This is a genomic window from Mucilaginibacter sp. P25, assembly GCF_050859465.1.
Lineage (GTDB): Bacteria > Bacteroidota > Bacteroidia > Sphingobacteriales > Sphingobacteriaceae > Mucilaginibacter > Mucilaginibacter gossypii.
This window is the reverse complement of the sequence record NZ_CP193937.1, coordinates 5,841,205-5,855,022: the sequence shown is the minus strand read 5'-3', so window position 1 is coordinate 5,855,022 and position 13,818 is coordinate 5,841,205. Positions and strand designations below refer to the sequence as shown.

Here is a 13,818-nt window from a genome sequence, read left to right as displayed (position 1 = left end):
CAAAACATTATGAAAACTAACTTCAGCTTGCTTTTTTATTTAAAGAAGCCAAAAAACCATCAAAACGGCCTTGTGCCTATTTATTTGCGGATTACTGTTAATGGTAAACGGGCAGAAACCAGTACAGGCCGGGAATGTGAACCTACTCTATGGAACAGTACCGCAGGACGCTTTAAGGGAACTAAAGAAGAAATCAAATCTTTTAACGCCTACCTTGATAACCTGCAAGCCCAGGTGTACGAAGCGCATGGCCAATTAACCGAAACTGGCGGTATGGTTACTGCCGAAAGTTTAAAAAACAAGCTATTGGGTAAGAGCGAAAAATCCCGGATGCTTATCAGCTTGTTTAAAGACCACAATAAAAAGGTTTCGGCTTTGGTTGGTGATGAGTATGCTGCAGGGACATTGGAACGCTACGAAACCTCTTTAAGGCATACCCGGAGCTTTTTAGAATGGCAGTACAAAGTTTCGGATATAGACATTAAGCAGATTGACCATGATTTTATAACCAATTATGAATTTTATTTGCGATCCGAACGTAAGTGCGCCAACAACTCCGCTATCAAATACATTAAGAACTTTGGCAAGATCATCCGCATTTGTTTAGCAAGTGGCTGGCTTGATAAAGACCCTTTTGTAAATTACAAAGCCAAAGTTAAACGGGTTGACAGGATATTTTTAAACCGGGAAGAATTACAAGCCATAGCAGATAAAGTATTTCCAACCGAACGGCTCAACCAGGTGAGGGATATTTTTCTTTTCTGTTGCTTTACAGGATTGGCCTATGCCGATGTGAAAAAATTGAAGCCGGCTGAAATAGTAAAAGGCCTTGACGGGGAAATGTGGATATATACCAAACGAAAAAAACAGACACACCAAGTCGTATTCCTTTACTGCCATCTGCGTTGAGTTTGTTAAAAAGGTATGCAGACCATCCGCTTTGTTGCAATACAGACAAGGCGCTGCCCGTATCTACCAATCAAAAAATGAATGCGTATTTGAAAGAGATTGCAGACGTTTGCGGCATCAATAAAATACTTACCTTTCATATTGCACGGCACACGTTCGCCACAACTGTAACGCTGTCTAATGGTGTACCTATTGAAAGCGTATCGAAAATGTTGGGCCATACTAATATCAAAACCACCCAGCACTATGCCAAGATTTTAGATTTAAAAGTGGGACAGGATATGGCATTGCTTAGGCAAAAGTTTGTTATTGATTAACCCAATTATCAGTTTTAGGCAGCTTGGTTTTTCATTCCTTATTCACTGCTACAGCGAAGATAGCCCACGCCGGGATAAAACGTCAAGGGTATATAAACCCCGATGATAGGATCGGGGCCCTTGACATTTTACCCGGCCTTGCGCTGTTGGTTGCTTAACGGTTGAATAAGGACTGGTTTGTTCAATCGGACGGCGTTTTGCACTGTTTATTTTGAAGGGCGAATACATTAAATTCTCAAAGTACAAACGCGGCAGCGGGGAGCAAGCGGAAGTTGGGCTCTGCCCAACTTTGCTTGCCGTTTGCGCTGCAAACGGGGTTTTGAGTATACCCAAAGTATACTTTGCCCACCTCATTGTAGTTTAAAGGCCGTTTTTACCATGGTAGTGAGTATACTTTAAATTTGTAATTTGGAATATACCAAACTTTAGTCAGGCTTTGTTCACATAAAAAGCGCTACGAATTTCTATCCAGTCCGTCTATGTATCCCAATTCTTTCAAGCGGGATTTTAATTGCGCGTCAACTTTATTTTTAGCAGTATAAAACGCCAGAATTTTCAATTTTAATGGTAACGGTTGTTGAATAAACTTTTCAAAATCTATATCTGTCCTGTAGACCCTCAGTTGATGAAGTTCTGGAAGATTTTCGATACCAGTTAGAGAACCAAGCGTTTTACAGTTAAGAACCTTTATATCGGTCAAATTTGTAAATTCCTTGCCAAAATGAATTTTCGGCAAGCGAATATGGTCTTGAACTAATAATGTTTTTAACTTATGGAAGCGGTTTATGTTTTCTAAATCATTTAATCCTCTTATCCAAGTGAGATTTAAATTTTCAATGTTATTACCCTCAATCTCGTTGATATTATCTCTGCCTCCAAGTATGATGTTCAAAGTGTGCAGAACTGGCAATTCGTTTACAAATGATAACGGAACTTTTGATATGCCGTTTAAGTTGAGATGTTCTAATCTTTTTAAAGAGCCTATCGCTTCTATATTCTTGGTGTGACCCGCAACAATTAAATAATCCAAATTTTTGTAGCTGGACAAATAATCCAAGTTTAAAGCCTTTGTTTTGGTGTCCAAAATGTACAATCTGTTTAAGTTTTGGAAATTCTTAGCACTTAGTATATCTGTTTCTTTGAGCTCGAATACGCCTATCCCTAATTTTTTCAGGTTTTTTTAAATAAGTAATGCTTTCTAAATTATGAGCTTGCCTTAAGCAGTCAATACTCAATGATTTTACTTCCGGTATCTGGTCAACAATACTACAATCAAATGAGCTGCTATAATGTCCATAAAACCGTATAGTGAGATTTTCATCATACTTGCCAGTCAGTTCATTGAGTTTTGACAAGATATGACTGTTATAGACTTCCGAAGAGAATTGTACAATTACTTCTTTATTTCTGTCCAGTAGTCTGCTAATAACATTTTCATCAATTACATCAGGGTCTTGAATTCTGTGCTGCTTTCTCATTAGCCTTGTTATGTTATAGATTAAGGTTTGTACAACAAAACTATCTTTTTTTAATGATTCCAATTATTGACTGCTATTACATTTGCATGAGCGTTCAAATTGACTATATAGTTTGGCTAAAATCAAATCACCACAGTAGTAACGTGAAGCTTGTTTTATTAAAATAAGTCGCAATTGATGAATTTATAATTCGTATAGTAACGTCCATTGCAACCATCGGGAGCAATGGCAAGTTTGCCCCGAGCCGCAGGCATCGGGGGAGTTTTTGTGGTAACAAAAACACAAACTTGCTACTTATCGGCGGACTACTTTATAAAACCGGCATAGTCGTTCAGGTAATCTTCTGTTAAGCAACAAAAAGCGGAAGAAGACAGGGCTGTCAAGGGAACGTGGAATAAATGGCCAAGTGCGTGAAAGGCTTGTGGGTTTATGCCGCGAAAGCCCTTTACTGCCCTGGCTTCGCGGGCTACCTTTGCGGTTACAGATGATCACCATGATAAGTTACGATAAAATGTGTTACAAATCCAAAATTGCTATATTTGCACTATAAGATTTGCAATTAATCTGTACAAAAAAAGTGGTGAGTATTTCGGTGAGTAAGAAATAAAATCCATATAAAATATTGAATATCAGGTCGGTTTAAGAGGTAAACAAATCCCTCTCTCTCCGCTTCGCAAGAGGATCGCAAGTTGCGGTCCTTTTTTGTTGCTATAGGTCCCGTCATAAAAGCCGACACTGTTTACTTACATCCATTAAACGCTTACATTTGCACAAATGGAAGCTATAATATTTTGCGGAATTCAGGCGACAGGTAAAACTACTTTCTTTAAAGAGAGTTTTTTTAACACCCACATGCGTATTTCCTTAGACCAGCTAAACACAAGAAATAAAGAATTGAGGTTTATAGAAACTTGCATCCAAACATCCCATCCATTTGTAATAGATAACACTAATTCTTCCCTGGAAGAAAGAGCAAAATATATAACTATCGCGAAAGCAAATAACTTTAAAGTGATTGGATATTATTTTCAATCTAAGATAACTGATGCCATAAAGCGGAATAATCAACGTGTTGGTAAAGAAAATATCCCTGAAATTGGCATACGGGGAACTTTTAAGCGTCTTGTCTTACCGCAGATAGCAGAAGGTTTTGATGAACTTTATTATGTAGTAGCGGAAAATAATACATTTACAGTAAACAAATGGTTAGATGAAGTTTGATGATTTAGATGAAAAAATGAGGATATATGAGACCTCACAAGACCGCTGCGTACTCCCTGATATGTACATTGTAGCCAGAATTGATGGACGAAGTTTCACCAGACTTACAAAAGAAACACACAAATTCGAAGCACCTTTTGACGAAAAATTTCGGGACTTGATGGTTGAAACAGTAAAACACCTGATGAATTGCGGTTTCAATGTGATATATGGTTATACCGAAAGTGACGAAATATCACTGCTCCTGCACCCAAACGAAAATCTTTTTGGCCGAAAGACCAGAAAATACATTTCCATATTAGCAAGCGAAGCCAGCGCCAAATTCTCCGCATCGCTGGGCAGCGTGGCAGCTTTTGACTGCCGCCTCTCAGAGCTTCCCAATAGAAATTTAGTGGAAGATTATTTTAGATGGCGTAATGAAGATGCACACAGAAACGCCTTAAATGCACATTGTTACTGGCGGCTAAGACAAGATGGTTTTACCATGAATGAGGCAACTTCAAAAATCGAGGGGATGAGCATTGCTAATAAAAATGAATTATTATTTCAGTATGGCGTAAATTTCAACAATCTTCCCGCTTGGCAAAAAAGAGGAATAGGTTTGTATTGGAAGGATTTAAAAAAGGAAGGATTTAATCCGAAGACCGATGAACACGTGTTAATTAACCGACGTACACTTTATATAAACATGGAATTGCCCATGCGGGATGAATACAATAAATTTATACATGATCTGGTAGACAAGTACTAAAAGCAGGACTGAGTTTACACTTTCTTAATACTTTTTACAACCTCCAAAATCCCTTCCAGGTGTTCTAACAGGTTTCCACCCGCTGATATTGATTTGTATCTGTTAAAAAATTTTAAATCAAATGGTTAAATGATTTTGCTTTATGTCAAATACTCAAAGTTGCCATCAATTCGCATCATAAAGGAGATCTGGAAAAACCATTTTTGATTCATCCCTCTTCACCAATTTCATTTACATTCTTAACTATTTGATTTTGATAACTAAAGGTGGCCAAAACCAAATTGGCCAACAGGGTCAATATGTTGTGGTTTATCCATTATCGATAGAATTCTAAAAAACCGATTTACAAATGGTGTAAACGCTATGTGCAGTCATATACAATTTAGTACCATTATTTTACTCTTGTTGTTTCTTTAAAAACATACTTATAATTTGGTTATGTAATCTAAATATCAGTCACTTTTGTATCGGCATCATTTGATTTTCGATAAGAGGTTAGTACATATTAACGTGCTCTGTTAATTGCTATTTACCTGGGCTGATATAACCGATTTAAATTAAGTAAATAAATTTTAAACCAATCATGATTGAACAGGGCTCTTACCTAAAATCGAAAATTTATGATTTAATGAACCTGATGATTAACGACGAAAGCGGGTTGTTTGAAGTAGGCGATTTGGATGGTTACATTGATAAGTTAATTGAAAAAGCATGTATCATAACTATTATGGCACAAGATGCTTTACAGGGTTTTTTGGCTTATTATGCCAACGATTATGAAAATAAAGTTGGGTTTATTTCCATGCTGATCATCGATCCTTCTACAAAACGGATGGGGTATGGCCGAAGGCTTGTTGAATTTGCATTAAAAGATTTAACAATGAAGGGGTTTGAAAAATGTCGTACCGAGGTGAATGCTGACAACATTAAAGCAGTAAATATTTGTAAAAGGTTAGGCTTTACGTATGTGGGCTGTAATAATATATACATCGTGTTTGAAAAACAGCTATAGTTCCCTCAAACAATCCTGATCTATTTGCCTTGGAAATTTAGTTGTTACTTTCATTTCGAAACGTTTTTTAAAACGTAGAAAAGCGGCTCTTTGATATTATAACTGAAAGGGCCAAAATCAAAAAAGGCATTTCCAATAAGCAGGTCGGGCTTTCCATCACCGTTTATATCACCGGCATCAAGAGTTACCGCGCGTTCAAACTTTGTATCGGCAGGAAATGCATATGGGACAAAGTTTAAGTTGCCGGTGTTTTTTAGATATACAAAGCCTTCTTCGGGTTGCTTTGCATCGGTAAAAAGGCTGATTGTTGCAAGATCAACTTCTCCGTCACTATCAAAATCCTTAGCGATGGCTTTATAGCAGCCGTTTATCGGATAAAAATATCGCTGTTTATAATTGTCTTTTCCATCGTTCAAAAAATGTAGATACCATGGTATGGTTTTAATACCAGCGTTGCATTCCCGTTATCGCCGCAGGTGTAAACTATGTCTTTATACCCGTCATGGTTCATGTCAACCATTTCAAAGTAGGACGACCCATAAATTGGCGGAAACCTTAAAATTTCCTTTGACTCAAATTTGCCGCTCCCTTTGTTTTCGAAATGGAAAATCCCTTCTTCTCCCTGTGCAAAAAGCACGTACAGGCCAGGTAATTTTTTATCCTTATAATCAATATATGCTTTTATGGCTCCGGGTAAATTACTTATTACATGTTTGGTAAAAGCGCCGGTACCCAAATTTTCCATCCAACAGAGCTCGCCCGTTATACTCCCAAATTCACAAATAACATAGTCGGTTTTGTTGTCATTATTTAAATCGGCCGCCAGTATTTGAACCGGGCGACCAAGCTTATTGAATACAGGCTGAAATGCTAATTGCATTTTGCCTTCGGCGGAAATGGTTAATGGGGTTATAGTCCCCAGTTTATCGCTGTTGGCACCTAATTCATTGCCTATGGTGCAAATCATGGTATTGCCATGGTCGAAAAGCATATCAACCACAGGGCCGGTTGTTGATACCGAATCGATGATATTTAATTGACCTGATAAAAGATAAAGCTTTTTTGTTTGCCCGTTGGCAATAAAAACACGAGCGGGCTTAGCGCTGTTGTCAATTCTTACATAGCAGCCCAGCACCTGTTTGCCGTCAAATGATTGCTGTGATTTTTGGATGTTAAAAAAGGGGAGTTCCCGTTTAATAGCCATGGGCCTGTTTTGTGCAGGTAAGGCGATAGGGGCGGTGTTCATGTAATAATCGATAATATCTTGCCATTGTTCCTCATTTAATGCGGGCTTGTCGGGCACAATCAAATCGTCGCCCTTAATTGTCCCTACGTATGACTCACCTCTGTGGGCTTTAATGCCCATACGTAAACCCATTTGCGGAAATACATTTTTCCATTTAAACCTGTTAAGCAACGCTGGTTCGGGCAGCATATGGCACGAGCGGCAATATTGTTGTGATAATATCTTACCCCTGGCAATGCTTTGAAGGGTTGCCGTCGGGTAATCGGTACGTAGATCTGTACCGGCATTATCCTGTTTGTTTTCAGAGAAATGCCATATTGAATAAACTACCAAAACGGTTATGACCAAAACAATCGAACCAACAATTACAACTTTGCGATTTTTTGCAGGACGGTGACTATCAGGTTTATTATTCATGAATATTTTAAAAGGCAGTTAATATACAAAAGCTAAAAGCAGAATGCACAAAGCTTAAAGCTAAAAAATATTAATCGGTGAGAGTTGTCTTTAAATACATAACCCCTGGACATTTGCCCCGGGGTTATGTAAAATCAAGGTATTAATCTTTTAGTATCCTGGGTTTTGTACCAGTTTTTTATTCTTGTCAATTTCCGCTTGCGGAATTGGCATCCAGTTTTGCCGCTCGAAGAAGGTATTGGTGAATATCTTGACCGTGGTGTACGTTAGCCCTGACCCACCGGCTTCGATCTTCATTCCATATTCCGGCGTGGTAAGCACACCGTTTGTGCCGGTAGTTATCAGCCATCGGCGAATATCAAACCATCGCTTATCTTCAAAAGCCAACTCGATACGCCGTTCGCGACGAATATATACACGCATTTGATCCTTGGTTAAGCCGGCTTTTACGGCAGGCAATGCAGATCTCGCCCTTACTTTATTAACCGCGTCATAAACCGATGCATCTGGCCCAACCGCTTCATTTTGCGCTTCAGCATAGCTTAACAGCACTTCCGCGTAACGGAAAATAATGTAATTGGCAAAGCTTGGCGCCAGGTTGATACTGGTTTGCCCGGTGATGCTTTCATCCAGTGTTTTACGGGCGTAATAGCCGGTATTGGTGATATCGCTTGACGAGCCAAGGTCTATCTGGTTACTGCCGCCTATTCGCGTTTTTATTATATCTCCCTGCCATGCTGCACCATCATATAAGATTGACTGATAGAAACGCTGCTCACGATGGGCGTAAGGGGCTTGAGGATTATAGCCAGAAGCCGCATCTGTAATAGGCAACCCATTATCCATCGAATAATCATCAATCAGGCCCTGTGTTGGAGCAAGGTTTCCCCATGACTGCTGAACACCATTCACGTATACCGGGCCCAGATAACCTTCCCGGTGACTGCCCTTTGCAGGCCCGGTTGCATAACCGCGGGCAAAAATGGTTTCAATATTCCAGTTGTTTGCCGATAAAAACTGGTCGGCATAAGAAGTAGCCGAAGTGTTGAACAGGCTATAAGTACCCATATCCATCACTGATTTGTTGGTAGCCGCTGCTTTACTCCATTTCCCTGCGTCATTGGCTGTGTTTACCAGCGGACTGGCTGCAAAAAGCTCTACCCAGCCCTTAAGTGTTAATGCGGCGCCTTTTGTGGCTCTCCCGGTTTGTGCTGCTTTTGTAGGTAAAACAGCGGCAGCAGCGTCACAATCAGCCTCAATAAAGGCAACAGTCTCATCAATAGTGCCCCGGGCAGTAAAAATATCAGTTCCGTTCCGGTTATCAAGCGGTACGGTAATAATAGGCACCCCTCCGTAAGCTGTGAACAACAGGGAGTAGAAGTAAGCTCTTAGAAACGTAACCTCCGCAACGCGCTGCTTGTACCAATCGTCGGTATACTTCGCTTTATTTAAAGCCGCCTGTTGTAGAAATACATTGCATTTTCGTATTTTGCTATAGTTACCTTCCCATGACCACATACCGCCGGGGCCGGTTGGTACGTTACTTGGGCCAATGGAACCCGCCCTTACAGTTGCCTGACCGTTTTCCCAGGCTGCCCCGCAAAAACTGTTATCGGCATATTGTTCTGTTAGCTGATAGTCATTGTTGACGTCGGGGATTTGATTATATATGTCATTTACAAAAAGATCTGCATTACTTTGCGAACTGAATGTAGCTACATCAGTTAGAAATGCTTTATTTGTCACATTTAAAGAATCATCTTTTTTACATCCACTGATACTTACAACAAGCAAAGCAAGTAAAAAAGCTCTCTGTATTTTTTAAAAATCTGTTTCATCGCTTTCTTATTTTAGTTAGAATGTGGCATTTAAACCTAATGAAAATACACGCTGTTGATAGTAGTTGGTGTTATTGCCACTATTTTCCGGGTCAATAATTTCCTTTACATGAGGTAAATGGTTAATGACATTTTGCCCTGCAACGTAAATTCTTATAGACTGGATCTTATTCCGCAACAGCTTGTTTGACAGTGTGTAGCCAACTTCAAAGCTCTTTAACCTGATGTAGGAATCATTTCTGACAAACCAGGACGAAGTTTGCGTGTTATTTGATGTTGGTGTGCCGGTAACCCTTGGGTATAAAGCATTTGGGGTTGATGGCGTCCAGTGGTCGTCATACACCAACTGAGAGGCCGAACCGGATGCGTTGAAAGGAAAAGCAAAATAGTTGCTGATAACAATGTTGCTGTTACCCGAACCCTGGAATAAAACATCAAGATCAAAGTTTTTGAACGTTAACCTAGGTTCTAAACCATAGATGATCTCTGGCGTATTAGGATGGCCTATTACAGTTTGGTCGTTAGCATCGATCTTGCCGTCTGGTTTTCCGTCAGGTCCGCTTAAATCAGCATATTCAATATCGCCTGCCTTAACAGGTCCGAAAGAAGGAACTGGTAAACCAGCTTTGAGTGATCCATCTGCGTTAAAATCCGTTGTTTTGAAATAACCCAACGCCTGGTATCCAAATATGGTATTTAAAGGCCTGCCTGTTATTCTCCTGTTTGGATTGTTCGCTGTTGCGTTTGTCTCATAAACTTGTAATAGTTTATTCCTGGCAAAGGTGAAAGTACCTGTAACATCTAACCGCAGGTCTTTTGAGAAGCTATGGGAGCTTTGCAGTGTCAGATCGATACCGTGATTACTCATGATGCCGCCGTTTACAAGCCCTACGCCGAGGCCGTATTCACCGGGTAATGTATTCCCAATGCTTACAAGCATATTGCCCCTTTTTTCATAGAAGTAATCGGCTTCAATGCTTAGTAAACCTTTCCATAACGTAGCTTCAAATCCAATATCTGTTTTAGTCGCTTTTTCCCAGCCGATATTAGGATTGCCCTGCAATGCCTCGTTGATTCCCTGTGTTGCACTGCCATTAATAACAGCGGAGTTTGCATAAGGGTTATAAGGGTTTAGATACTGGTAAGTTTGAATATTGTTATTAGTTCTTGGATAGGCCCCCGATTTACCCCAGGAAGCCCTAAGTTTTAAGTTATCAAGCCAGAGAATATTGTCTTTAATGAATTTTTCTTCGGACAGTCGCCAGCCGGCAGAAAAAGCAGGGAAAAAGCCATAACGATGGCCTGGAGCAAACAGGTAGCTTCCATCATATCTGCCCGTTGCTTCAAACAGGTATTTTTTATCGTATGAGTAGCCTACTCTGTACACATAACCAATTTGTTTTTGACCGCTTGATCGACCAAAGTTAGTTGCATCCGCAGCTGCCGGACCGCCAAAATCCAATTCATCAATATCAAGGTTGTAGTTATATTTAGTGGCTCCAAATGTTTGATACTTTACGCGGCGGCTTTCAAAAACGCCTAAAGCGGTAATATCGCTTTTGCCAAATGAACCTGCATAAGATAACAAGCCCTGAATGGTCAATGTGTGGTTTTGGCTGTAATTTTCTGAAAATGTAGCCTTTGAGTTACCTTGTATCCCCTGTTTATAAGTGTAAGGGGTGGTAGTAACGTCAACATTATAGAAAGGTATAGGGGTAGTATAAATACGCTGGAACGAGGTTTGATTTCCTGTGAATAAAGGATCCGGCCCATTATCATAGCTGAGCACACCTTTCAAGCTTAAACCTTTGATAGGAAGCTTCTGGTCAATTGTAAACTGCGACAATACGGCCGTATTTTCATTGAATTGATAACCGCTGTGATAAATTTCGCCTATAAGCGACTGACCGATATAACCAGACCATAATCCGTTACTGTAATAAATAGGCGTTGTCGGCGCCTGGCGTTGTGCCTGCCCAATAATTGTGGCAGCACTTTGGGATGGAAAGTGCTGATCTTCTACATAACTGTTAACAGAGAGGGATACCGTTGTGGTTTTAGTGGCGTTTGCAGTTAAGTTTAACGAACCATTATATTTATCAAGATAGGTTGTGCTCCACATACCTGCCTGGTGAGTATATCCAAGGGCTGCAAAATACTTGATATCATCTGTACCTCCCGAAAGCGTTACATTGTGATAAGTGATTGGACGGTTTTTCTGGATAATTTGCTGCAAAGGATGGCCATCAGGATGACCATCAGGATCTGAGTGGTCTTTAAATTTTTGAATATCGTCTGCGGTGTATGCCGCTGGCTGGCCATCATTGGCATTGGCCTCATTACGCAGAAGCGCATATTCATATGAGCCAACAAATGTGGGTACTTTGGTCGGATTCTGGATACCATAGTAGCCGTTATAAGTTAAAGTCGGTTTGCCCGATTTGCCTTTTTTGTTGTAACCAGGATTACGCCATTTGCGCCGGCCACACCATACGGGGCAACGGCGGCGGCGTCTTTCAATACAGAAAAGGTTTCTATGGTATTAGGGTCAAGGCGGCTGAAATCGCGTGGTACACCATCAACCACAAGCAACGGCGAACTACCACCATTGGATCCAATACCCCTGATCAGGATGTTTGAACCATCATAGCCTGGTTCACCACTGCTTTGGGTTATAATTAAACCCGATGCACGACCAACAAGGCTGTTGGTTAAGTTAACCACCGGTTTTTTTGCAATTTCGGTAGTTTGAATGGTTGACACGGCCGCGGTTGAAGATGTTTTCTTTTGGGTACCGTAACCTACCACGATAACCTCGTTCAGGTTCTTGGCGTTTACCTGCAGCCTGATGGTTACCGAGGTTTGTCCGTTAAGTGGAAACTCAGCCTGTTCGTAGCCTATATAGCTAACTATCAGTACAGCATTAGGATCGGCGTTAAGCGCGAAACTACCGTTTACATCGGTAACGGCACCTGTACTGGTTCCTTTGATTTTTACGGATGCGCCTATGATGGTTTCACCGGTGGTTTTGTCAATTACTTTACCTTTAATAGGTACAGCGGCGGTATATCGGTTAAGTTTTATTCCGCTGAAAGAGTTAAAGGCATTAGCTGCATAGCTGCTTGTTTGCATAGCTATCAGCAGGATCAGTGATAAAACTACTGACCCGGATTTTCTTCTCAAAGATATTTTATCAGGTAAAAAATATTGCATAATTGGGAGTGATTAGAATTTAAAACTTGGCATTTGTTAATGCGTCTGGATCATGGTCCGTTTTCCTTTTTAGTTTTTCTGTCTTGCCATTATTTTTTTATTTAGGTTATGAAATGAGTTAATAGAATAATTGTTAAAATAACAGTTTAAATTCAGGTCGAAATTCAGGCGGTAATCTCAAAGAACAATGGTAGCTTTCCGTTTTATGCCGGCGTTAATAATTGTAGCCTGGTGTTTCTTAAAACTTAAGAAGCTATATTATTGCACAACATCAGCAGGCAATTTTTTAACAAATAAAAAATCTGTACGAAAAAGCCGTATAATTTTTGCAGGGGATAACAAACAGTCTATGTTAATTGGTAGCCACAATTAAGTGCTATTTTTTTGCAAAAAAAGGGGTAAAGCTGTAAAAAAAGGGGATAAAATCCATTATATGCAACGTTTTTAAAATAAAACGGTCTTATGTCCCTGTTTTTGGTTAGGAATAATGTATATATGACAATTTTAAAAGGCAGCAAACAAAATGTACTGATCCAGCGCTTTATTTTTTTTGATACACCCTAACGTAATCAACTTCAAACCGTTTAGGGAATTTTGTAGCAGATGCGTCGCCACCGTTGTCGCTTCCTATTGCAAGGTTCAGCAATATATAATGAGGCTGCATAAAAGGGTTAAATTGAGTGCCGTCCTGATTAACAAGATCTTTTAGCTCGATACGATTGAGCAAGCTGTCATCAACATATAAACTTATAGCTGTGGCATCCCAATCCATACGCCAGGTATGAAATTTCTTACTCCAGTTAGCTTTGAAAGTATGGAGGGCTTTGGTGTTACTATACCATTTGGCTTTATAAGGGACCGCCGTACCACAGGCAATATTAGCCAAAAGCTTACTCTGGTAATATTCCATAATATCAATTTCTCCGTTGGCAGGCCAGGGCTTTTCTATACCTAAGGTCCAAAAAGCGGGCCATAGGCCGGCATCGGTACTTATACGGCCTCGCATAATGAACCGGCCGTATTGGAAGCTGTGCTTGCCCCTTGTGTTAATGCTTGATGAGGTATAATTTATAAATTGTCTTTTCTGTTTCCAGTTGGTACTGTTAGGTACGTACCCAGGATTTATCAGGTGTACCCTCTGCGCTTCGATTATCAATTTGCCGTGGCGGCAAATTGCATTTTGTTCCTGATACCATTGATCTTCATTATTCCGTACAAAACCGGATTCAAATGCCCAATTATCCGGATTGGGAGCACCGTATTTGTTAAACTCATCTGCCCAAACCAATTTATAGCCGCCCAGCGTATCCTGCTGACATTTACCGAGAACCGGAAGCGCTATAAGCAATATGGCAGTTATTATTTTAGTAATCATGATAACGAAATAGTTATAAATCTTAAATGAGATTGTCGATT

13 protein-coding genes are annotated in these 13,818 nt (G+C 40.1%); 5 read left to right on the top strand and 8 right to left on the bottom strand.

Annotated features, from left to right (window positions below; translation table 11 throughout):
* Window positions 1-9 precede the first annotated feature (9 nt).
* Entirely contained in the window at window positions 10-909 is a 900-nt protein-coding gene (locus ACRQ5D_RS29475; protein WP_431198608.1) for a phage integrase SAM-like domain-containing protein, read from the top strand.
* Window positions 906-1,226, top strand: a complete 321-nt coding sequence (locus ACRQ5D_RS29470; RefSeq protein ID WP_431198607.1) for a site-specific integrase — start codon at window positions 906-908, stop codon at window positions 1,224-1,226. The genes ACRQ5D_RS29475 and ACRQ5D_RS29470 overlap by 4 nt, the downstream gene beginning before the upstream one ends.
* A gap of 454 nt (window positions 1,227-1,680) precedes the next feature.
* Here the strand turns inward: ACRQ5D_RS29470 and ACRQ5D_RS29465 are convergent, their stop codons facing one another.
* Both ACRQ5D_RS29465 and ACRQ5D_RS29460 read right to left on the bottom strand, forming a co-directional pair.
* Window positions 1,681-2,310 carry a hypothetical protein gene (locus tag ACRQ5D_RS29465; RefSeq protein ID WP_143020667.1) on the bottom strand — a complete coding sequence of 210 codons (630 nt, stop codon included), beginning with the start codon at window positions 2,308-2,310 and terminating at the stop codon, window positions 1,681-1,683.
* 31 nt (window positions 2,311-2,341) lie between these two features.
* A complete protein-coding gene (locus ACRQ5D_RS29460; RefSeq protein WP_432327491.1) occupies window positions 2,342-2,704 on the bottom strand; it encodes a hypothetical protein in 363 nt (120 codons plus the stop codon).
* A 774-nt stretch (window positions 2,705-3,478) separates the two neighbouring features.
* On the opposite strand from ACRQ5D_RS29460, the gene ACRQ5D_RS29455 reads away from it, so the two are divergent.
* The 3 genes from ACRQ5D_RS29455 (at window position 3,479) to ACRQ5D_RS29445 (ending at window position 5,688) form a co-directional block, all read left to right on the top strand.
* On the top strand, window positions 3,479-3,925 hold the full coding sequence (locus ACRQ5D_RS29455) for an AAA family ATPase (protein ID WP_091162425.1): 447 nt from the start codon (window positions 3,479-3,481) through the stop codon (window positions 3,923-3,925).
* A complete protein-coding gene (locus tag ACRQ5D_RS29450) occupies window positions 3,915-4,676 on the top strand; it encodes a tRNA(His) guanylyltransferase Thg1 family protein (protein ID WP_091162427.1) in 762 nt (253 codons plus the stop codon). Before ACRQ5D_RS29455 ends, ACRQ5D_RS29450 begins: the two co-directional genes overlap by 11 nt.
* Window positions 4,677-5,259: 583 nt before the next feature.
* A complete protein-coding gene (locus ACRQ5D_RS29445; protein WP_091162429.1) occupies window positions 5,260-5,688 on the top strand; it encodes a GNAT family N-acetyltransferase in 429 nt (142 codons plus the stop codon).
* A 50-nt stretch (window positions 5,689-5,738) separates the two neighbouring features.
* Here the strand turns inward: ACRQ5D_RS29445 and ACRQ5D_RS29440 are convergent, their stop codons facing one another.
* From ACRQ5D_RS29440 to ACRQ5D_RS29415, 6 genes are all read right to left on the bottom strand, one after another.
* Window positions 5,739-6,104, bottom strand: coding sequence for an FG-GAP repeat domain-containing protein (locus ACRQ5D_RS29440; protein WP_431198606.1), 366 nt, complete (start codon window positions 6,102-6,104; stop codon window positions 5,739-5,741).
* Entirely contained in the window at window positions 6,101-7,351 is a 1,251-nt protein-coding gene (locus tag ACRQ5D_RS29435; protein ID WP_431198605.1) for an FG-GAP repeat domain-containing protein, read from the bottom strand. Before ACRQ5D_RS29435 ends, ACRQ5D_RS29440 begins: the two co-directional genes overlap by 4 nt.
* Before the next feature lie 150 nt (window positions 7,352-7,501).
* Window positions 7,502-9,097 carry a RagB/SusD family nutrient uptake outer membrane protein gene (locus ACRQ5D_RS29430; protein WP_431198604.1) on the bottom strand — a complete coding sequence of 532 codons (1,596 nt, stop codon included), beginning with the start codon at window positions 9,095-9,097 and terminating at the stop codon, window positions 7,502-7,504.
* A gap of 108 nt (window positions 9,098-9,205) precedes the next feature.
* Complete coding sequence (locus tag ACRQ5D_RS29425; RefSeq protein WP_431200894.1) at window positions 9,206-11,590, bottom strand: SusC/RagA family TonB-linked outer membrane protein; 2,385 nt, start codon at window positions 11,588-11,590, stop codon at window positions 9,206-9,208.
* Window positions 11,591-11,610: 20 nt separating this feature from the next.
* The gene (locus ACRQ5D_RS29420; RefSeq protein WP_431198603.1) at window positions 11,611-12,372 is read right to left on the bottom strand and encodes a carboxypeptidase-like regulatory domain-containing protein; all 762 of its coding nucleotides are present in this window, start codon (window positions 12,370-12,372) and stop codon (window positions 11,611-11,613) included.
* Between the two features lie 571 nt (window positions 12,373-12,943).
* Window positions 12,944-13,777 (bottom strand): glycoside hydrolase family 16 protein, encoded by an 834-nt coding sequence (locus tag ACRQ5D_RS29415; protein ID WP_091162436.1) that lies wholly within the window; start codon window positions 13,775-13,777, stop codon window positions 12,944-12,946.
* Window positions 13,778-13,818 lie beyond the last annotated feature (41 nt).

Coding starts and splice junctions, on each gene's coding strand:
- ACRQ5D_RS29475 (WP_431198608.1), top strand. CDS start 10: ATGAAAACTAACTTCAGCTTGCTTTTTTATTTAAAGAAGCCAAAAAAC.
- ACRQ5D_RS29460 (WP_432327491.1), bottom strand. CDS start 2,704: ATGAGAAAGCAGCACAGAATTCAAGACCCTGATGTAATTGATGAAAAT.
- ACRQ5D_RS29455 (WP_091162425.1), top strand. CDS start 3,479: ATGGAAGCTATAATATTTTGCGGAATTCAGGCGACAGGTAAAACTACT.
- ACRQ5D_RS29450 (WP_091162427.1), top strand. CDS start 3,915: ATGAAGTTTGATGATTTAGATGAAAAAATGAGGATATATGAGACCTCA.
- ACRQ5D_RS29445 (WP_091162429.1), top strand. CDS start 5,260: ATGATTGAACAGGGCTCTTACCTAAAATCGAAAATTTATGATTTAATG.
- ACRQ5D_RS29435 (WP_431198605.1), bottom strand. CDS start 7,351: ATGAATAATAAACCTGATAGTCACCGTCCTGCAAAAAATCGCAAAGTT.
- ACRQ5D_RS29415 (WP_091162436.1), bottom strand. CDS start 13,777: ATGATTACTAAAATAATAACTGCCATATTGCTTATAGCGCTTCCGGTT.